Genomic DNA, 19,261 nt, shown 5'->3' on the forward strand with positions numbered 1-19,261 from the left:
GCGTCAGTGACCGGCCGGCACGGCCGGGTCCACGTGCTCCGCCGATGGTGCCGGGAGGCCGAGCGCGGCCGCGAGGCGGGTGCGCCCGACCACCGCCGAGTGGTTGGCGGTGAGGTACGCATGCCCGCTGCGCCGCAGCCGGTCGCGCAGGTCGCGGTCGCGCAGCAGCCGCACGACGCGCTCGGCGAAGGCGGCCGGCGCGTCCGCGACCAGCAACTCGGTGCCGTCGGTGACATGCAGCCCGGCCGCACCATCGGTCGTCGTGACCGTCGGCATGCCCGCACTGAACGCCTCGAGCAGCTTCATCCTGACGCCGCTGCCGCCGATCACCGGCGCCACGAGGCCGATCGTCGTCCGGTACACCGTGTCGAGGTCCTCCACGAAGCCGAGGGCGCGGATCCCCGGCAGCCGCCAGTGCGGCGGCATCACCGGCGCGCCGTGCTCGTCGCGTGGCAGCCCCCCGCCGGCGATGTCGAGCGTGGCATCGGGCACCTGCGCGCGCACCAGCGGCCACACCTCGCGGCAGAACCAGTCGAGGCCCTGCACGTTCGGCTGCCATCCGAGCACGCCCACGTACACGAGCGACGGTGTGTCGACCCGTTCCGTGCGCGGGGCACGTGGCTCGATGAACGGCGGGATGACGATCGCCTCCACGCCGGCCAGCGAGCGGAAGGCCTGCGCATCGAGCTGCGAAATGGCGATGACGGCATCCATGCGCCGGAGGATGCGGGCCTCGTATGCCCGCACGCTGCGCGCCTCCCAGCGCACCACGCTGCGCATGCGCGCACCGAAGCTCTCCGCCAGGCGATCGAAGATCTCCCACTCCACGTTGTGCTGCTCGAGCACCACGCGCGCGCGCGGGGCGTGACGGCGCACATCCGCGAGGTAGGTGGCCATGCCGAGCGAGCCCAGGTAGACCACGTCGTAGTCGCCGGTGCGCAGGTGGCGCACGAGCAACGCGCGCATCGCGGCGTTGTCACACTTGCCGACGATGTACGGCACGCGGCGCAGGAACCGCAGCGCCAGCAGCCGGGGCAGGGTCTCCGGGTGGCGGCGCATGTGGATCGGCTGGAACACCGGGGCTTCGGTGCGGACGCACGGCAGCTCGGCATGCAGCGTGTCGATCGCCGCCTGCGGGACGTCCAGGTTGCGGAGCGAGAGGAGCGTGATGCTCTCGAGTCCCTCGAGCCCGGCCAGGAGGCGGAGCTGGGTGAGGGTGCGCATGCGCAGCCCCCGATCCGCCGGGATCGGGAAGTCCACCGAGACGAACAACAGCTTCACGACGGCACGGTCTCCTCTTGCGGGCGCGGGATGCGGCTGGCGCATCCATCGGTCGACGACTGCCGCGCGGCACAGTCGGTCACGCCGCGCTCGCCCGTCACGGGCCGGCAGACGGCGGCTGGAAGGATACGGCGACCGGGAGTGTGAAAGAAGGCGGCGGCCCCGGATATCCCGGCGGCGTGACGGGCGGGTGCGCGGTGCTGTGGCCTGCGGACCACCTCGCTCGTCTTCCTCCCGGGCGCATGTGGGCCTTATCCTTGGGGCTCGACAGGCTGCCGGCGCAGCCGGCCGATGGCAGCGCCGCCCGCAGCCGACACACCCGTTTCCCGCGTCCCCGAGTTCGCGCACATGGTCAAGACCACCGTCAAGAAACTGCTGACCTCCGTCGGCATCTTCGACGCGCTGCGCTACGGGCCGGCTTACGAGATCTTCCTCACGGTGTTCCGGCCCGAACAGGTGCGTGGCCGTGCCAGCGAGGTGGCCTTCTACCGGCGCATCCTCGGGACGATCCCGACCGGCGCGACGATCTTCGACGTCGGCGGGAACCGCGGGTTCAAGAGCGAAGTCTTCGTGCAGCTGGTGCCGAAGGTGATCTGCGTGGAACCTGACCGCTCCAACGTCGAGATCCTCCGGAAGAAGTTCCGCGGCACACCGGCCGTCACGGTGGTGGACTGCGCCGTCGGCGCGGCCGAGGGCGAGCTGATGTTCAACGTGATCGAGGCCGGCTCGGCCTACAACACGCTGAGCACGAAGTGGGTGGAATCGCTGGGCCAGGCGGACGGGAGCTCGCGGCCGGTGCTGACGCTCTCCGACCAGTACCCGGTCACCGTCGTGACGCTCGACAGCCTGATCGCGAAGTACGGCACGCCTCACTACATCAAGATCGACGTGGAAGGGTTCGAGCTCGAGGTGATGCGCGGCTTGTCGCGCCCGGTGCCGTTCATCTCGTTCGAGCTGAACCTGCCCGACTTCCGGGGCGAGGGGGTCGAGATCGCGGAACGGCTGGCGTCGATCATGCCGGGCGTGCGCTTCAACTACTGCTCCGAGGCCGCCGCGGACGCCTTCTCCTCGGCGCAGGACCTGAAGAGCGCCGCGTGGCTGGACGTGCGGGCGATGTGCGACCTGATCTCGACCACGTCCGCGCCGTACCTCGAGGTCTACGCACGCAATGCGTGAGCGCCGCCGCGCGCGTCGTGCGGCCCGTGCAGGCCTGCGGTGAGCGCACTCGGTGACCTGGTCCGCGGCGTGCGCGCGGATCACGCGGCGCTGCTGCGGGGCGATGAGCGGTATGGCCATCGCGCGGGCGGCGGCTCGTCCCTGGTGCTGGATGCCGTCCGCCGAATCGGCTTCCAGATGATGATCGCGTACCGCTGGATGCGGTTCTTCAGGGCGATCGGGCTGGTGCCGGTCGCGATGGTGATCTCGCGGCTCATCCGGCACCTGTACGCGGCCGAGATCCACTGGGGCGCGGACCTCGCACCCGGCGTGGCGATCGTGCATGGTACCGCGCTCGTGCTGAGCCGCGAGGCCCGCGTCGGCAGCGGCTGCATCCTCTTCCAGTCCGTGACGCTCGGCGTGAGCATCGATCCCGTGACGCGTGAGGTCGGTGGCCCGACGCTCGAGGACGACGTGCACGTGGGACCGGGGGCGGCACTCCTCGGGCCGATCACCATCGGGCGCGGCACCAAGATCATGGCGAACGCGGTGGTGATGAACTCGGTGCCGGCGAACAGTGTCGTGGAGATCGCGTCGGCGACGATCCGGACCCGCGCGCGCATCGAGCCCGGCGCCGGCTGACGCGCTGGCGCGCTACGGGTCGAGCACCAGCGTCGATGCCGACATCGCCGGCATGCGGAATCCGAGGGCGGTGCCCGGTGGGACGGTGAGGTCGGGAGCACGCTCCGGCACGGGGGCGCCGTGTCGCATGGTCCAGACCTGCGCCGTGGCGGGCTGTCCACCGTGCACCACGGGAATCGTGGCCGGCAGCGTGGAGAGCGTGCGGTTGATCAGCACCAGCACCAGCCGTCCGTCGTCGCGCCGGCTGGCGTAGACGGAAGCCCGTTCGTCGTCCGACGACCACGCGCCGACTCCCGTGCGACCGAAACCATGGCCCGCCCCGTCGTAGTCGGTGAACAGCCGGAACGCACCGAACGCGTAGGCATACGCCCTGGCGCCGTCGTTGCCGTATGCCCCGGGGGCCGCCTGCGGCCAGAACGTCGCGGCGAACACCCCCTCGCGGCCGAAGATCCCGAGTGCGTCCGCCTGCGCCAGGCCGCCCGCGATGTCACCCGCACGGCCGTAGAAGTACTCGCTGATCGACAGCGCCGTGCCCGGATAGTGCCCGGCGATCATCCGCCGCAACCGCGGGATGAGCGCCACCGGACCGTTGGTCACGCCCGACACCCAGCTCCGTTCGTCCCACGTGGAATCCCAGAGTGACCGCGTCGCCTGGACACGGAGCGCGACGAGGTCGCTGTCCTGCGTCACCCACTCGTTCGAGACACCACCGCCACGCGCCGTCGCCATCTCCGGGTACCAGTGCACGTCGAGCACGTCCAGGAGCCGGCGGCCGCCCTGCTGCTCCGCCTTTCGGAAGTGGTCGAGGTAGACCTCGAGGAACGAGGCGCTGCCGTGGACGGGATCCGGATCGGGGGTCTGGCCAAGCGTGGCGATGCCCGCGTAGGTCGCGGTGGCCGGGCCGAAGATCACCGCGCGCGGCAGCACCGCCTTCACCGCGCTGGCGAACGCGATGCTGGTGGCCGAGAAGCCATCGTACGTCTGCAGTCGGCGGCGGCCTGCCGTGTCGCTCATGATCTCGCGGTGGGTGGCGTGCCAGATGTCCGGTTCGTTATCCAGTGACCAGAAGAGCGGCAGCGTGTCGTGGCGGACGGTGACGGCGGAGTCGAGCCAGCGCACGAACTCCGACTGGTGGATGGTGCCGGCGGGATCGCCCGGCTGCGGTGCCGGACGGTTCGGCACGAAGTGCGCGGCCAGCCGCTGTGCGCGCGTCGCCCCCGCGGTGTCGAGCGGCACGCCCTCGTCGTCGTTCGCGACGAACGGCAGCATCGGGATCGTCACGATCGTGCCCGCACCGCGCGCCTGCGCCTCCATGACGCGCCGCCGGATGGCCTCGCCGGGCTGTGTCGACGCATCGAGGTAGCGGTCGTTCTGGTGACGGTAGTCGGCACCCGCGTTCGACACGTTCGCGCGCCAGTTGTAGGCGGAGAAGCGATTCCCCCCGAGCCGGTTGAGCGTGAGCGTGCGCGGCACCGAGGCGCCGTACCACGGCGGCAGGCCGGCGGTCGCCGCGCCGTCGTCGGTGAGGAAGTTCGCGCCGTAGATGTAGCGCGAGATCGCGTGGCCGGCGCGAGGGTCGATGCTCAGCGTGACCCCGTCCTCGTCGGCAATCGCGACGTTCGCGGTGTCGGGCGTCGCGTCGCAGGGGTCCTCGCAGGTCGCCACGACCGTCACGAGCCCCGCCAGGCGCGCCTCGAGCTGTCCGGAGGGCGTGAGGCGGGCGCGTTCGGCCCCCCCGGCCAGGGTCCACTGCACGTCTGGCTGCAGCAGGGTGCGGCGGCCGATCGCGTCGAACTGCACGGCTTCGAGTTCCACGGTGCCACGCTCAGCGACGCGCACCGGCTGCACGCGCATCCAGCCGCGCGGGTACCTCACCGGCGCGGTCACCGTGATGCCGAAGACTGCCGTGCCGGCACCGGCCGGGATCCGCACGGAGAGGCGCGCGGGGGCCGTGGTCTCCCCGCTGTCGAGCATCGTGGCCACCGCCCATGCCGGCTGCGACGGGCGCACCGGCTCCGTGGCTGGCGCGGCCGTGCCGGCCAGCGAGTCCAGGTCGGCGATGGCCTCCACCACCCGCAGGACGATGCCGCGCGGGTCTGGGGTGCGTCCGTCCCGGGTGCCGATCGGCTGTCCGGCGAGGTTCCGTATCGCCGCCGCGAACGACACGTCATCCGCCACGAAGCGCACGTCATCGGTGCGCAGCTCCACGTCGCCATGCTGCGCGGTCAGCACGATCGCGGTGCCGGTGGCATCCTCCACCGGCTTTGCCGCCGCCGTCCCGCTGGAGCAGCTCACCGACTGCCGCGTGCGATCGGCCACGCAGCGGATATATGCGTCGGCAAAGCCGCTCCCCGGCCGCTCGCTGCCGCGACAGCCCGCCAGGGTCGCGCCAAGGATGGGGAGCATGGCGAGCGCGCGGATGGGGGAGCGCCACTCGGGGGACGGCTGCAGGCGTGGGGCGGGAAGGGACATCGGGCGTGGACTCGGGATGGCCGCTCAGCGCTTGCGCAGGCGCCGGGCGAGGGCGGTGCTGGGTCGTTCGACGCCCCACCAGAAGAGCTGCGCCACGGCTAGGTTGACGGCCAGCACCAGCACCATGGCGAGGAGCTCACGCGCCGCCGTGCCGGCGAGCAACGGCCGCAGGACGTGAAACGCTGCGCCACTCACGGGCACGTGGAGCAGGTACAGGCTGTACGACACCCTGCCGAGAAACTGCAGCGGCGCGGTGTCGCACCAGTCGCCAAGGTGGCCGGCACGGCCGACGAGCAGCATGCCCGTCGCCGTGAGGACGCACACGAGCGTGAAGCTGTCACCGGTCAGGACCCAGACACCGGTCATGGCTGCCGCGAACGCCGCGAACCAGCGCGTGCGCATCGTGCCACTGAGCGACCAGGCCACGAAGGCCCCGAGCAGGAAGCCGTGCCAGTTGGCCATCGCCAGGCCGCGGACGTGCAGCCATCGCACGAGCGGCCAGGCGACCGCCGCCACCGCGGCGAGGGCGAACAGCGCATGCTGCGACCGACGGTCCTCCGGCGCGCGCCGCAGGGTATGCGCAAGGCCGAGCAGGATGCAGAAGAGGAGGTAGAACTGGACCTCGTTCGTGAGCGTCCAGAAGACGGGGTTGATCCCCGGCAGGCCGAGGAACTCCTGCAGGTAGAACATGTGGGCGACGACCTGCCCGACGGTGACCGTCGGCACGTTGGCGGCACCGGTGACGGCGCGCTTGAACTCCAGCGCGGCCACCCCGATCGCGATCGCCCCCCAGTAGGGCAGGTCGAGCCGGATCGCCCGCCGGAGGGCAAACCGGCCCACGTATCCTGCATCCACCGCATCGTCACCGATGGAGAGTGCGATGACGAACCCGCTGAGCACGAAGAAGATCGGCACGCCGAAATGTCCGGCGCCGAAGATCGCACGGTCGAGGGCGTCGGGCAGCGCGGCCTGGAGTTGCGACAGCTGCCGACCCGCGCCGAAGTGAAAGAGCACCACCCACAGGGCCGCGAGGCCTCGCAGCGCGTCCGGGAACGCCAGCCGGCGCCCGCCGTGCGAGGGGGCGGGTGGGAGACCCGCCGTGCCGCCTGCCGTCACACCGGCGACGTCACGAGGCGTCGCCGGTGCGCCGGTCGCGCAGCGGCACCCAGGTGGCGGGGTTTCCCTGCGCGAGCGAGAATGGCGGCACGTCATCGCGCACCACGCTGCCCGCCGAGACCACGCTCCCCTCACCGATGGTGACACCGGGTTCGACGATCACGCCGTATGCGAGCCAGACATCGTCGCCGATGCGGACCGGCCCCGCGCTCAACTCGTTCTCGTCACGAATGAGCACCATCGAGGCAATCTGGCAGCGGCGGCCGACCTGCACGTGATGCTTCGCACGGATCGAGACACCGTAGCTGAGGAACGTGAGCGCACCGATGTCGAGGGTGGCGCCCGGCCCGCAGTGCAGCGAGGTCGCGAACATGCCGGCCGCGAGCTGCACCCGGTCGCCGACGCGGATCTCACCCTCGGCGCGCACGTCGATGTCGCCGAGCGCGACCACGAGCGCACCGCACCGGCAGCCACGCAGCACGTGGCGGGCCCGGAGCACGCCGAGGTAGCGCTTGAAACGGCCCACGGCGGCGCGCGGGTTGACGACCAGCATGCGGAGGATGCCGAGGGCTTCGTGGGCCACGAGCCCACCGGTGAGCGCCGGCACCTCGGGATCGGCGCTGGTCATGGCGTGCGCGTGGTGGCCGGTGCCTGCCGGCGGGACGGCCGCCGGACCACCGTCGCGGCGGTGATCCGGGCACCGCAGGCGATCCGCGAGCCGGCGAGCACGACGCAGCGGGGGCCGAGCTGGACGTCGTCCTCGAGCACCACCGGTTGCGGTTCGGGGCGGACGTGCCGGTCACCCACCAGCGCGTGGAAATGGCTGTCCATGATGCGCGCAAAGCTCCCGATCCGCGCCCCGGAGCCGATGCGGATGGAACGGGTCGCCTCGATCGACGTCCCGCCTTCCAGGACGCAGTCGTCGCCGATCACGATCTCGGCGCCAGCCCACGGAAAGAGCTCGATCGGAGCCGCGCTGGCATCGAGGATCACGCGGTTGCCCAGAATCACGTGGCCGTCGCCGTGGATCCACAAGCGTCCGAAAACCTGCACCCCCCGACCGACGGCAGTGCAGTGGCGAAGGTGCCAGGCGGCGCGCACTCGACCGAGGGGGCCGACGGGCCGGGACGGCGTCACAGGCGCACCGTCCCGCGGGCCACGCGGCACGGTGGCGCGCTCGCAACAGGGTGTTGCGGCAGAGTCCGTCTGGTCGGGGCAGGTGAAGCGGTCACGAGCATTCGCTGAACCTAGGGTATTGCCGCGGAAAAGGCACCTTCCGTCACCAGCTCGCCGGTGCGCTCTGCGGAGGCTCGCCCGAAGGTGGCCGACCAGTGACACCGCGCGGGGCGTCTGCCCCCAGCGCCGCGAATCTTAGCCCCGGAAACGGATGTGGCCAAGAATTCCGGGCGGCGGCGGCCCGGGAGGCCACCGGCGCACGCGACCGTCCGAGGGCTCGCCAGGGGCTGACAGGCGGGGCAGGAACGGGGGCGGTGCCGTGGCGAACGGGGCCGGAAGCGAACTCGACAGTGAGTCCATTCCGGGACGGAATCGAGTATCATGCGGTGGTTAGAAATCTGCCACAACTGTTGTCCGCCACCGGCGCAGACGCCGGTTGGCAGAGCAGGGTGCCGTTACGAACCATACGGCGAAGCAGTCCCTGTTCGACACACGGGTACGTGCCGTGCTGTCGCAGCATTCCGCATGCGCGCGGAACCGATGCAGGTTCGCGGCTGCGACAACACAACGCGCCTTGCTCGCTCTCTCGCTCCACAGGTGCCGACGTTGCCGTTCATGCCGCTCGATCCGTTCGTTGCCACGCAGGAAGGGGGGCCCGCGCGCACCGACGCGCCTGCGACCCTTCCCGCGCGCGCGGACGCGAGTGCGGCAGGCATCGCCGGAATCGTGCTCGCCGGCTCCCATCACTGGGGCGACGGCGTCTTCGAGCGGGTGCTCCGCGGTCCGCTCCTGCCGGTCGCCCATACCCCCCTCATCGAATACCCGCTCCAGTGGCTGCGGGATGCGGGCATCCGGTCGGCGATCCTCTGCGCCAACAGCGCTACCCGGTCGCTGAAATCGGTGCTGGGTGAGACCAGTGGCGAGACGCTGCGCCTGGGGTATTTCGAGGACTCGGAGCCCCGCGGCCCCGCCGGCTGCGCCCGCGACGCGGCGCTGATGACCGAGGCGGAGCGGTTCGTGGTGATCGAGGGCACGATCGTGCCGACCCTCGACTTCGACGCGATGCTGGCGGCACACCGCGCCTCGGGCGCCGCGGCCACCGTCGTGGTGGAGTTCGACCGGCGGCGGCGTGGCATGGCGAGCGGGATCCGTCGGCAGCCGGCCGGCATCTACGTCTTCGAGCGCAGCGCCCTGCTGTCGGTGGCGGAGCACGGCTACCAGGACATCAAGGAGGGCCTCCTCGGCCGTCTCAGTGCCTCGGGGGCCAACGCCGCGATGCACGAGGTGCGCGGCCTCTCGGCGAAGGTGCTGGACTACTCGAGTTATGCGGCCGTGAGCCGCTGGCTGGTCTCGCGTGCGATCGAGCGGCCGTCCTTCCTGGCGCACTACGACCGCGTCGGCGACGGGCTGCACCACCCGACGGCGGTGGTGCACCCGACGGCGCGGCTGGTGGGCCCGGTGCTGCTGGCCGCCGGGGCGCGCGTGGAGCAGCACGCGGTGATCGTCGGCCCGGCCTCGATCGGGCAGCGCTCCATCATCGGCGCCGGTGCGCTGGTCTCGCGCTCGTTCATCTGGGACGATTGCGTGGTGGGTGAGGAGTCGATCGTCGATTCGTCGGTGCTCGCCGACCGCTGCCACGTGCTCTCGGGAGAACGCGTGAAGAGTGCGACGCAGCTTCCCGAGCAGTTCGGGCACGTCGAGCCCGGCGGCGCGATGCGCGCGCCGGCGACTGAGTTGCTGCCCGATGTCGACACGAGCACGGAGCGCCTGCGTCGCGGCTTCGGCGGCACGGTCGCGGCCGACCGCGACCGGGCGTCCGCGCCATGAGCATCGTCCCGGTCCTCCTCGACCTGCACCCGCCATACGTCGGTCCCGATGCGAACGGCAGTTCGCTGCTGCTGCTCCCGGTGGCCGAGGACGTGCTCCTGCGCGAGATGCTGGCGAGCGTGCAGCGGGTGACGGCGCACCGGCCGATCGTGCTCGCGGCCTTCGAGCCCGACGACGAGTACGCGCGGCGCATCCGCGAGGCGTGTCCCGACGTCGACGCGATCACGAGTGTGTCGCGCTTCGCGGCGACCATCGACCGGTTCGCGCCCTCGGACTCGTTCCTCTTCGTGTCGCCGCTCTGCTACCCGGCCGACGGCATCGACCTCCGGCCGCTCTCGGGCGCGGTGGTGAACGACGCGCGCATGGTGCGCCACCTGGTGGCGTTCGAGGCGCCGACGCTGCACACGAAGGAGCTGGTGCAGGCCGACGACGACGGCCGCGTGCGGCGCATCCAGCGCTACTTCGAGCCGGTGACCTGGCCGTTCCCGTCGGGCGTGCTGGCCTCGATGGTCCCGGTGGCGTGCGCGCAGGTGGCGCTGCCGCTGACGCTGTCGTCGCTCGAGGACCTCCGGATGCAACTCTCGTCGAGCGGCATCCCGAACCAGGACGTGCCGTTCCACGGCGACTGCTTCGACCTGGCCGACGAAGCGGGTGCATTGGCCCTGAGCGAGCGGCGCGTGGGTGCACTCGCGCCGCAGCGCGATGCGGCCCGCGGCCGCCCGGCGACCAGCGCAGGATCGCGGCGCGCCGCCAGTGCGCTGGTCCATCCCGAGGCCCGCCTCGTGGGGCCGGTGGTGCTGGGTGAGGACGTGGAGATCGAGGCGGGGGCGCTCATCGTCGGGCCGTCGTGCATCGGCACCGGGGCGCGGATCGCGGCGAACGCCGTCGTGGCGCAGTGCCTCGTGCTGCCCGGCGCGAGCGTGACGGCCGGCACGACGGTGCGCCACCGCGTGGTGAGCGGTGACTCGCGTCACGCGGCCGCGCGCAGCGGCCAGCGGCGCAACCACGCCCCGCACCTCGTCGCGGTGCCGGAGGGGTCGCGACGCACCGTGCCGACGTACGTGGCCGCCAAGGCCGCGGTGGAACCGGTCCTGGCACTGCTCGCCCTCGTCGCGCTGTCGCCGTTGCTGCTGCTGATGGCGCTGATGGTGAAGCTCACGTCGCGCGGTCCGGTGTTCTACGGCGACTCGCGCGAGGGCAAGGACGCGCGACCGTTCACCTGCTGGAAGTTCCGCAGCATGCTCACCAACGCCGACATGATGCAGCGCGCGCTGGCCGAGCAGCAGCAGATGGACGGCCCGCAGTTCAAGATGGACCACGACCCCCGCGTGACGCGGGCCGGCTACTGGCTGCGGCGCCTGAATGTCGACGAGCTGCCCCAGCTCTGGAACGTGGTGCGGGGCGAGATGAGCCTCGTCGGGCCGCGGCCGTCGCCGTTCCGGGAGAACCAGATCTGCGTGCCGTGGCGCAACGGCCGGCTGTCGGTGCGTCCGGGCATCACCGGCCTCTGGCAGGTGTGCCGGAAGGACCGCGCGACTGGCGACTTCCACCAGTGGATCCACTACGACCTGCTCTACGTGCGCAACGTGTCGTTCCGCCTGGACATGATGATCCTCGGCGCGACGCTGCTCACCCTCGGAGGCCGCAAGCCGGTGCCGCTGCGGCTCATGCTCGGAAAGCGGAAGCCGGTGCGCGGGCGCCGGTATCCGGTGCCGGAGCCGACGCGTTTCCGGTCCCCCGCGGACAGCCTCAGCGGCTCGGCGGCACGATGACGCGGGTCACTCCTGTGCGGACGGCGCGGGGTGCACTCGCGCTGCTGGCCGTGGCCACGGCGGTGCCCTCGATCGGCGCCGCGCAGCGCAGCACCACGCCGTCGGCGATGTCGACGAGCGCGAAGCGCAGCGAGTGGCTGCTGGTGAACACGGTGGAGCAGGGGTGGGACAGCAACGTGCGGTATCTGAGCACCGCCGACGCGGACTACATCAGCCAGGGGCGGAGCGCCCTGAGCGTGCTGCACATCCGGCCGCGCGGCCGCGTGGCCGTCCGCGCGGCCGGGGCCCTTGTGCGGTACCGCGACCTGAAGGACTTCAACGCCTTCACGTACGACCTCGGGCTGGACGGGAACCGCCGTTTCTCCGCCGTGGTCACGGGATTCGCCGGTGTCGGGTACCAGAAGCGACTCTCGACCGACGTGGTCGGCCTGGCCGGGCTTCCGCTGCTCGCGCTCTCCAACCAGACGACCTTCTCGGCGGCCACCGGCATCGAGCGCCGGATCTCGTCGACCACCACCGGCTCGGTGGAATTCGGCTACAGCAGCACCACGTTCGACACGCCAGCCCTGCGACCAGGGAACGCGCTCACCGGCAAGGGACAGCTCCGGCACCTGTACGGCCGTCGCAGCGCGATCAGTCTGCTGACCGAGGTGCAGGACGGGGCGTCGCAGGGAATCCCGCTCGCCGCGCAGGGGCTGTCCGCCGGGTGGGAGCCGTCCCTCGGCCAGGCACAGGCGAAGTTCGTGGCCGGCGCGACCCGGATCTCGACCGGCGCGGCCGCGCGCGTGATTGCGACGGGCGCCGCGCAGCTCAGCGACTCGGTAGGCCGCGGCATCCTCGCTGCCGGGGTGTCGCGCGGCGTCTCGCAGGCCTTCGGGATCGGCCAGCTCCTCACCAACGACGTGGCGACGCTCACCTACGACTTCCAGGCCCGTCGCGGGAACTTCGTGACCGTGGCGGCGGCGCTCGCGAGCAGCGCGCCGTCGGCCGGCGCCGGCACCACCTTCCGGTCCAGTTCCGTGACGGCTGGCCTGCGTCGCGTGCTGCGGTCCGGCGTGACCGCAGGCGCCAGCGCATCGTATCGCCAGCGGAAGGACATCGCCGTTGCCTCGGGGCTGGCCGCGAATCTCGCGCTCGGCTACACGCTCGGGTCCCGCTGACGATCGCTGCGATGCCACGGCCCTCCACCCGACACTTTCTCCCATGCTGACCCTGCCCGCTTCCGTCCTCCGGCGCTGCCGCCGCGCCACGCTCGGCGCGGCCGCCGCGCTGCTCGCCGCCTGTGCACCGCCGTCCGGCGCCCCGTTCGTGTGGGCGAACGACTACGTCGCCCGCGATCCCAGCGCCGCCGATGCCCAGTACGTCGTTGGTGTCGGCGACCTGCTGGCCGTGCAGGTGTTCGACAACGACAAGATCTCCGGGCGGGGGCGTGTGCGCAGCGACGGCAAGCTCTCGCTGCCGCTGGTCAGTGACGTCCTCGTGGCCGGGAAGACGCCGGCGCAGGTGGCGGCCGACGTCCAGAAGGCCCTGAAGGACGGCAACTTCGTGCTCAACCCCCGCGTGAACGTGGTGGTGGAGGACGTGCTGCCGGTGAAGGTCACCGTGCTCGGTGCCGTCTCGCGCGCGGGGAACTACGCCGTGGAACCCGGGAGTGGCGTCGCCGAGGCGCTGGCCGGTGCCGGCGGCCTGACCGAGTTCGCACACAAGGACCGGATCTTCGTGCTCCGCAAGGTGCCGACGGCGGTCCGGATCCGTTTCACGTTCGCGTCCCTGACCGAGATGGGCCCGGCGAGCCGATTCCGGCTGCAGCAGGGTGACATCGTCGTGGTCGAGTAGCCGCCGCCCGCCGGGCCGATGCAGAAGTTCCTCCTCCTCTCGATCCTGCTGGCCACCGTCATCATCCCGATGCGGACCGCCTCGGATCGCTCGGCACGACGCGGCCTGCGCCGCACACTGCTCTGGATGGCGGCCTTCAACGCGGTCTACCTGTTCTCGATCATCTACGTGCTGCCGCGCCTTCCCTCCTGACTGTCGTACCGAAGAGTGACCCGATGAACCTGCCCGCCCGTTCCAACACCCCTGACGGCGACCCGACACCGGCGCCGCGCACCGGGAACTCGTACGCGATCCAGCGTCCGGGCTCCGGTGGGCTTGGTGACTACCGGCCGCCGATCTACCAGGATGACGGGCCGGTGTTCGTGCTCGCGAACCTTCGCGTGGCCGCCGGCTTCCCGTTCCGCGCCTTCATGCGGCACCGGAAGCTCGGCACGCTGCTGCTGGGCGGGCTGCTCGCGATGGTGGCGCTCGCGATCGCGGTGACGCCGCGCCACTACATCATCAAGACACGGTTCTTCGCCGAAAAGAACTTCGTGATGCCGGGGCTGAGCAACCCGGAGCGCGCACTGCCGACCGAGGCCGACTCGCCGACGCGCCTCGCCGCCGAGGCGGTGATGAAGCGTTCCAACCTGCTGGAGATCATCCGGCAGACGAAGCTGATGGACAACTGGGACCAGCTCCGGTCGCCGCTCGGCAAGGTCAAGGATGCCGTGATGGAGGTGGTGCGCGGCCCGCTCACGGAATCCGACCGCCTCGAGGCGATGCTCGGCCTGGTGGAGAAGCGCCTCTGGGTGGAGGCCGAGGATGGCACGGTCCTGATCGGCATCGACTGGGCGGACCCGGCGCTGGGCTTCCGCATCGTCCAGACGGCCCAGCAGAACTTCTTCGAGCAGCGTCACGCCTCCGAGATCTCGCTGATCGGGGAATCGATCGGGATCATCGAGGGACACGTGGCGTCGTCGCAGAAGTCGATCCAGGAGGCGCTGGGGCAGATCAATGCCGCGCTGTCGAGTCGCGCGGCGGCCACGGTCGCGGCACCCGCGCCGGTGGCGTCGGGACCGGCGCCGCTGTCGGCGGCCGTCGTCACCCTGCAGTCCGAGCTCCGCACGACGCAGCAGACCATCACCGACATCGCCACCTCGCGGTCGCAGCGGCTCGCGGCGGCACAGGCGCGGCTGGCGGAACTGCGGGGGAGCTACGGCTCCGCGCACCCCGACGTGGCCGCCGCGGAGGAGAACATCCGTGCCCTGGAGCAACCGTCGACGCAGCTCGCCGAGCTGAAGGCGAAGGAAGCCTCGCTGCTGCAGAAGCTCGGCAGCAACGCCTCCCGTGTCGCTGGTGCCGCGGCGGATCCGTCGTACTCGCGCGTGGCACTCGAACGCTACACGCGCCCGGTCGCGGATTCGCAGGAGGCCCCGGAGGTCTCCCTCGCGAGGTCGCGCCTGAAGATCGCGACCAACGACTACGAGGTGATGATGGACCGCCTCGTGGGGGCGAAGATCGAGCTCGAGACGGCGCGCGCCGCGTTCAAGTACCGCTACAGCATCATCACGCCGGCCCGCATCCCGAAGGAAGCCGAGAAGCCGCGTGTCCCCCTGCTGGTGATCGGCGGGATCATCCTCTCAGTGCTGGCGACGCTGTTCACCGTGGTGATGCTCGACTTCGGCAGCGGACGCGTGATCGAGCCGTGGCAGGTGGACCGGCAGCTCGGCCTGCCCGTGCTGGCTGAAGTGCAGCGACGGTGAGTGCACCGACGGTGGGCCCGGTGCCGATGGCTGCACCTTCGGCATCCGAACGCCCGGCGGCACCACTCGCCGGGCCCTGGCTCATCGCGTTCATCGCGTCGGTCGTGCTGTCGCTGGTGCTGCTGCTGCTGACCTCGGGCAACCCGATCCTCGCGGCCACCCCGCTGATCATCGTGGCGGTGGTGTACCTGTTCACGGCGCTGCCGCTGCGGGTGCCGCTGCTCGTGCTGCTCTTCCTCGCCAGCCTGGCCGACTCCCTGCCGATCGCCGTGCCGATCAAGGCCAGTGGCGGCGTCGAGATCATCGGTGTCTCCACGGAGCTCTTCAACGCCGTGTCGTGGGCGCCGCCGCTGTACCCGTTGTACGCGGTCCTGTTCGAGAACCTGAACAAGGTGCTGCCGATCGAGGCGCTGCGCTTCTCGGCCGTCGACCTGCTCTACATCCTGTCACTGCTGCTGGTGCTGGTGCGGGTGGCCTTCCGGATCCGGGTCGACCGGCTCGACCGCCAGCCGGCGACGACGGCGCTGCATCTCGTGATGGGCGGGGTGCTGCTCGGCGCCGTGTGGCTGGAGGTGTGGGGCGTGGGCCTGCGCGGTGGCGACTTCCGCCAGTCGCTCTGGCAGTTCCGGCAGCTCTTCTGGCTGCCCACCGTCACGATGCTCTTCGCGTATGCCTTCCGGGACATCCGCGACTTCAACCGCGCGATCAACCTCCTCATCACGGCCGTCTGCATCAAGCTGGTGTTCGTGGTCTGGTTCTACTTCACCGTCGCGCGCCCGGGCCACTTCGAGCCCGCCACGATCACCAGCCATTACGACTCGATCCTGTTCACGGTGACGATCGTGGCGCTGGTGGCACGCTACCTCCATGCCCCGGGCACGAAGAACCTCGTGCTCCTGGGCACGATCGGGACGTGGGTGCTGCTCGGCATCGTGCTCAACAACCGGCGGCTGGCGTTCGTGAGCCTCGGGGCGAGCCTGTTCGTGGTGTTCATCATGCTGCGTGGCCCGATGAAGAAGATGCTGCTGCGCGTGATGCTCTATGCCTCACCGCTGGTGGTGGCGTACGTGGTGGTCGGGCAGGCGGGCAACAGCCGCATCTTCAAGCCCGCCAAGCTGGTGACGTCGGTCATCAGGCAGGACGACCGGTCCAGCTCCACCCGTGACGTCGAGAACTACAACCTCCTCGTCACCCTCAAGCGCGTGAAGCTGCTGGGCAACGGGTGGGGGCACGAGTACATCGAGGCGGTGCGGGGCGACGACATCTCGGAGGCGTTCCCGCAGTACAAGTACCAGGCGCACAACAGCGTGCTCTGGCTCTGGACCGTCGGCGGACTGGTCGGGTTCTCTCTGCTCTGGATGCCGCTCTGCCTCGGCATCTTCCTCGCGCGCCGGGCGTACATCTTCGCCCGCGCGCCGGCCGATCGCGCGGCGGCGGCGATCGCGGTGTCGATGGTGATCACGTACATGATCCAGGCCTGGGGTGACCTTGGCACGCAGCACCTCAACTCCACGCTCGTCCTCGGCATCGCGCTCGCGACCGCGGCCAAGCTGGCGGTGAGCACGGGGGCCATGCCGGCGAAACTGCGCTTCGTCGGCGTGCGGCGCCCGGAGTCGCGTGTCCAGGCGCAGGCCCACGTGGCGTTCACGCCGGGCCAGGAGTGACCGTGCCGACCGCTGCCGACGTCATCCTGCTGCTGCTGGCGCTGCCGGTGCTGCTCGCGACGGGGTACCTCGCCTGCCTCACGCTGCTCTCCGCGCGCGGGACGCCGCCGGCGCCGGACGAGTCGACCGTCTTCGACGTGATCGTGCCGGCGCACAACGAGGCGGCCGGGATCGCCGCCACGGTCGCGAGCCTGCGGGCACTGTCGTACCCGGCGGAACGGTTCCGCATCCTGGTCATCGCCGACAACTGCACCGACGACACGGCTGAGCGGGCCCGCGCGGCGGGAGCCACCGTGCTCGAGCGCCGCCACGCGACGGAGCGGGGCAAGGGCTATGCCCTGGCCCATGCGTATGCCGCGTCCGCCGCCCACGGCCAGGCCTCTGCCGTGGTCGTGGTGGACGCCGACACGAGCGTCTCGCCGAACCTGCTCACCGCCTTCAGTGCGCGATTCGTGGCGGGTGCCGAGGCGGTGCAGGCCGAGTACGGCGTGCGCAATGCCAACGCGTCGTGGCGCACGCGGCTGATGGTCATCGCGCTCACGATGTTCCACACTGTCCGCTCGCTCGGCCGCGAACGCCTCGGCCTGTCGTGCGGGCTGCGTGGCAACGGAATGGGATTCACCGCCGCGCTCCTCCAGCGGGTGCCGCCGCGCGCGTTCTCGATCGTCGAGGACGTGGAGTACGGCATCGCACTCGGACTGGCCGGCACCCGGGTCGTCCACGTGCCGGAGGCGGAGGTGCGCGGGGACATGCCCGCGTCGGCAGCCGCCTCCCGGTCGCAACGCGAGCGCTGGGAAGGGGGCCGGCTGGCGCTGATCCGGGAACATGTGCCGAGGCTGGTCGCCGCTGCGCGTGAGGCCGGTCGCGTGCCGCTGGACCTGGCCGCCGACCTGCTGGTCCCCCCGCTGACGACCCTCGGCGCGATCACCGGTGCCGGCCTGCTGGCGGCGCTCGTCGCGCTGTCCCGTGGCGCGGCAGGGGGGATGGCCGTCATTCCCTGGATGCTGGCCACGGCGGCCCTCGCCGCCTACGTGGTCCGCGGTGCGGTGTTGTCCGGAACCGGCCCGCGGGCCGTGCTCGACCTGCTGTGGGCACCGGTCTTCGCCGTCTGGAAGCTCACCTTGCTCCTCAAGCCCACCCGTCGCTCCGGCGAATGGGTGCGCACCACGCGTTCGGACGAGATATGATCGGAATCGACATGAAGAAGAAACAGCCGCAGGAATCTGCCGAGGTCCATTCGTCGCCGTTCCGGGAGGACGAGTGGCCGGAGGAGATCGATGGCATCCGTCTCATCGCGCGCCCGGACATCGTTGCCGGGCCGGAAGACTGGCCCCCGGTCTGGTTCGCATTCGCGCAGCACCGCTGGTACTCGATGGTGCTGGTGCCGGCCCACGCCGGTGTGTCGGTGCTCGCCGTCTCGCGCGCACTGGCGAATGCCGGCCGCGCCTATGATGAGCCGTCCCTCGGCCTCATCGAGGCGGAGCGCGTCGCGCCGGCACGCGTGCAGGGCATCGTCAACGACCTCCGCTCCCGGGGCACCCTCGAGCAGCGGACGATCGTCGCCGTCGCCTCGCCGCTCGAGGACAACAGCGCGGTGCCGATCATCCGCGGGTGTGATGTCGCCGTCCTGGTCGTACCGCTTGGCGAGACCAGCCTCGAAGATGCTCGCCGGACCATGGCCGTCGTGGGTCGTGGTTCGTTCCTCGGTGCCATCACCGTATCGGCTCACTAAGGCGGGTCCGTGCGTCATCGGGTACGGTTCGGCCGCCTCTGGGTGGATGCGCTGGGTTTCGACGAGGCGCTGCTGGCCGTGCGCGACCTGGTGAACCGGCGGCAGGGCGGGGCGATCTTCACGCCGAACGTGGACCATGTCGTGATGGCCGACCAGCATGCCGGGCTGCGTCGCGCCTATCGCCGTGCCAGCCTCTCGTTCGCGGACGGCATGCCGCTGGTGTGGACGTCGCGACTGCTCGGCCGGAAGATTCCCGAGAAGCTCTCCGGCTCCGACATGCTGGTGCCGATCATCCAGCTCGCCGCGGCACAGGACTGGGGCGTCTACTTCCTTGGCGGCATGCCGGGGGTGCCGGGGGCCGCGGAGCTCGCGGCCGAGCGGCTGCACACCGAGTTCGGGGTGCGGATCGTGGGGGTCGATCCCGCGTTCGTGTCGATGAACGGGGATGGGCCGGATGACGCCGCGGTGGTGGAGCGGGTCCGTGCGGCCCGACCGGACCTCGTGTTCGTCGCCCTGGGCGCCCCGAAGCAGGAACTCTGGATCGCGCGCTCGCTGGACCAGATCCGGCCGGCGGTCGCGATCGGGTGCGGCGCCAGCCTGGACTTCATCTCCGGCCATGTCAGCCGTGCACCCGCCTGGGTGTCGAACGCGGGGTTCGAGTGGGCGTATCGACTGGCACAGGATCCTCGTCGTCTGTGGAAGCGATACCTCATCCGTGGACCACGGTTCATCGGGATCCTCTTCCGGACGGCGCGACTCCTGAAGGCGCAGCGTGTGCGCACGGTGGCCCGCCGCGGGGTGGAACTCCCCGCGATCGTGGAGGCGGAGCGCGTACGACCATGA

Annotated in this window: 17 protein-coding genes; 12 read left to right on the top strand and 5 right to left on the bottom strand. The window is 71.0% G+C overall.

Annotation, left to right across the window (positions count from 1 at the left end; genetic code table 11):
• Positions 1-3: 3 nt before the first annotated feature.
• Positions 4-1,281, bottom strand: coding sequence for a glycosyltransferase (locus IT355_10060; GenBank protein ID MCC7053603.1), 1,278 nt, complete (start codon positions 1,279-1,281; stop codon positions 4-6).
• A gap of 348 nt (positions 1,282-1,629) precedes the next feature.
• On the opposite strand from IT355_10060, the gene IT355_10065 reads away from it, so the two are divergent.
• Complete coding sequence (locus IT355_10065; protein ID MCC7053604.1) at positions 1,630-2,457, top strand: FkbM family methyltransferase; 828 nt, start codon at positions 1,630-1,632, stop codon at positions 2,455-2,457.
• A 39-nt stretch (positions 2,458-2,496) separates the two neighbouring features.
• Positions 2,497-3,078, top strand: a complete 582-nt coding sequence (locus tag IT355_10070) for a hypothetical protein (GenBank protein MCC7053605.1) — start codon at positions 2,497-2,499, stop codon at positions 3,076-3,078.
• 12 nt (positions 3,079-3,090) lie between these two features.
• Here IT355_10070 and IT355_10075 read toward each other — a convergent pair whose 3' ends face one another.
• The 4 genes from IT355_10075 to IT355_10090 all read right to left on the bottom strand — a co-directional run bounded on the left by IT355_10075 (position 3,091) and on the right by IT355_10090 (position 7,701).
• The gene (locus tag IT355_10075) at positions 3,091-5,550 is read right to left on the bottom strand and encodes a hypothetical protein (GenBank protein ID MCC7053606.1); all 2,460 of its coding nucleotides are present in this window, start codon (positions 5,548-5,550) and stop codon (positions 3,091-3,093) included.
• Positions 5,551-5,574: 24 nt separating this feature from the next.
• Positions 5,575-6,666, bottom strand: coding sequence for an acyltransferase (locus IT355_10080; GenBank protein MCC7053607.1), 1,092 nt, complete (start codon positions 6,664-6,666; stop codon positions 5,575-5,577).
• 10 nt (positions 6,667-6,676) lie between these two features.
• Positions 6,677-7,219 carry an acyltransferase gene (locus IT355_10085; protein ID MCC7053608.1) on the bottom strand — a complete coding sequence of 181 codons (543 nt, stop codon included), beginning with the start codon at positions 7,217-7,219 and terminating at the stop codon, positions 6,677-6,679.
• A gap of 71 nt (positions 7,220-7,290) precedes the next feature.
• Positions 7,291-7,701 (bottom strand): hypothetical protein, encoded by a 411-nt coding sequence (locus IT355_10090; protein ID MCC7053609.1) that lies wholly within the window; start codon positions 7,699-7,701, stop codon positions 7,291-7,293.
• 738 nt (positions 7,702-8,439) lie between these two features.
• Here IT355_10090 and IT355_10095 point away from each other — a divergent pair.
• Genes IT355_10095 through IT355_10140 form a run of 10 tightly spaced genes read left to right on the top strand, consistent with a single transcriptional unit; the run spans position 8,440 to position 19,261 of the window.
• Positions 8,440-9,669, top strand: coding sequence for an NDP-sugar synthase (locus IT355_10095; GenBank protein MCC7053610.1), 1,230 nt, complete (start codon positions 8,440-8,442; stop codon positions 9,667-9,669).
• Complete coding sequence (locus IT355_10100) at positions 9,666-11,441, top strand: sugar transferase (protein ID MCC7053611.1); 1,776 nt, start codon at positions 9,666-9,668, stop codon at positions 11,439-11,441. The genes IT355_10095 and IT355_10100 overlap by 4 nt, the downstream gene beginning before the upstream one ends.
• Positions 11,438-12,601, top strand: coding sequence for a hypothetical protein (locus IT355_10105; protein MCC7053612.1), 1,164 nt, complete (start codon positions 11,438-11,440; stop codon positions 12,599-12,601). The genes IT355_10100 and IT355_10105 overlap by 4 nt, the downstream gene beginning before the upstream one ends.
• Before the next feature lie 43 nt (positions 12,602-12,644).
• Positions 12,645-13,277 carry a polysaccharide biosynthesis/export family protein gene (locus IT355_10110; GenBank protein MCC7053613.1) on the top strand — a complete coding sequence of 211 codons (633 nt, stop codon included), beginning with the start codon at positions 12,645-12,647 and terminating at the stop codon, positions 13,275-13,277.
• 18 nt (positions 13,278-13,295) lie between these two features.
• Positions 13,296-13,469: a hypothetical protein gene (locus IT355_10115; GenBank protein ID MCC7053614.1), complete on the top strand. Its 174-nt coding sequence runs from the start codon at positions 13,296-13,298 to the stop codon at positions 13,467-13,469.
• A gap of 23 nt (positions 13,470-13,492) precedes the next feature.
• Entirely contained in the window at positions 13,493-15,022 is a 1,530-nt protein-coding gene (locus tag IT355_10120) for a hypothetical protein (GenBank protein ID MCC7053615.1), read from the top strand.
• Positions 15,023-15,048: 26 nt separating this feature from the next.
• The gene (locus IT355_10125; protein ID MCC7053616.1) at positions 15,049-16,686 is read left to right on the top strand and encodes an O-antigen ligase family protein; all 1,638 of its coding nucleotides are present in this window, start codon (positions 15,049-15,051) and stop codon (positions 16,684-16,686) included.
• A 2-nt stretch (positions 16,687-16,688) separates the two neighbouring features.
• Positions 16,689-17,873, top strand: a complete 1,185-nt coding sequence (locus IT355_10130) for a glycosyltransferase (protein MCC7053617.1) — start codon at positions 16,689-16,691, stop codon at positions 17,871-17,873.
• The gene (locus IT355_10135) at positions 17,870-18,418 is read left to right on the top strand and encodes a hypothetical protein (protein ID MCC7053618.1); all 549 of its coding nucleotides are present in this window, start codon (positions 17,870-17,872) and stop codon (positions 18,416-18,418) included. The genes IT355_10130 and IT355_10135 overlap by 4 nt, the downstream gene beginning before the upstream one ends.
• 9 nt (positions 18,419-18,427) lie before the next feature.
• Complete coding sequence (locus tag IT355_10140) at positions 18,428-19,261, top strand: WecB/TagA/CpsF family glycosyltransferase (GenBank protein MCC7053619.1); 834 nt, start codon at positions 18,428-18,430, stop codon at positions 19,259-19,261.

It is taken from the genome of Gemmatimonadaceae bacterium (assembly GCA_020851035.1).
GTDB lineage: Bacteria > Gemmatimonadota > Gemmatimonadetes > Gemmatimonadales > Gemmatimonadaceae > JACMLX01.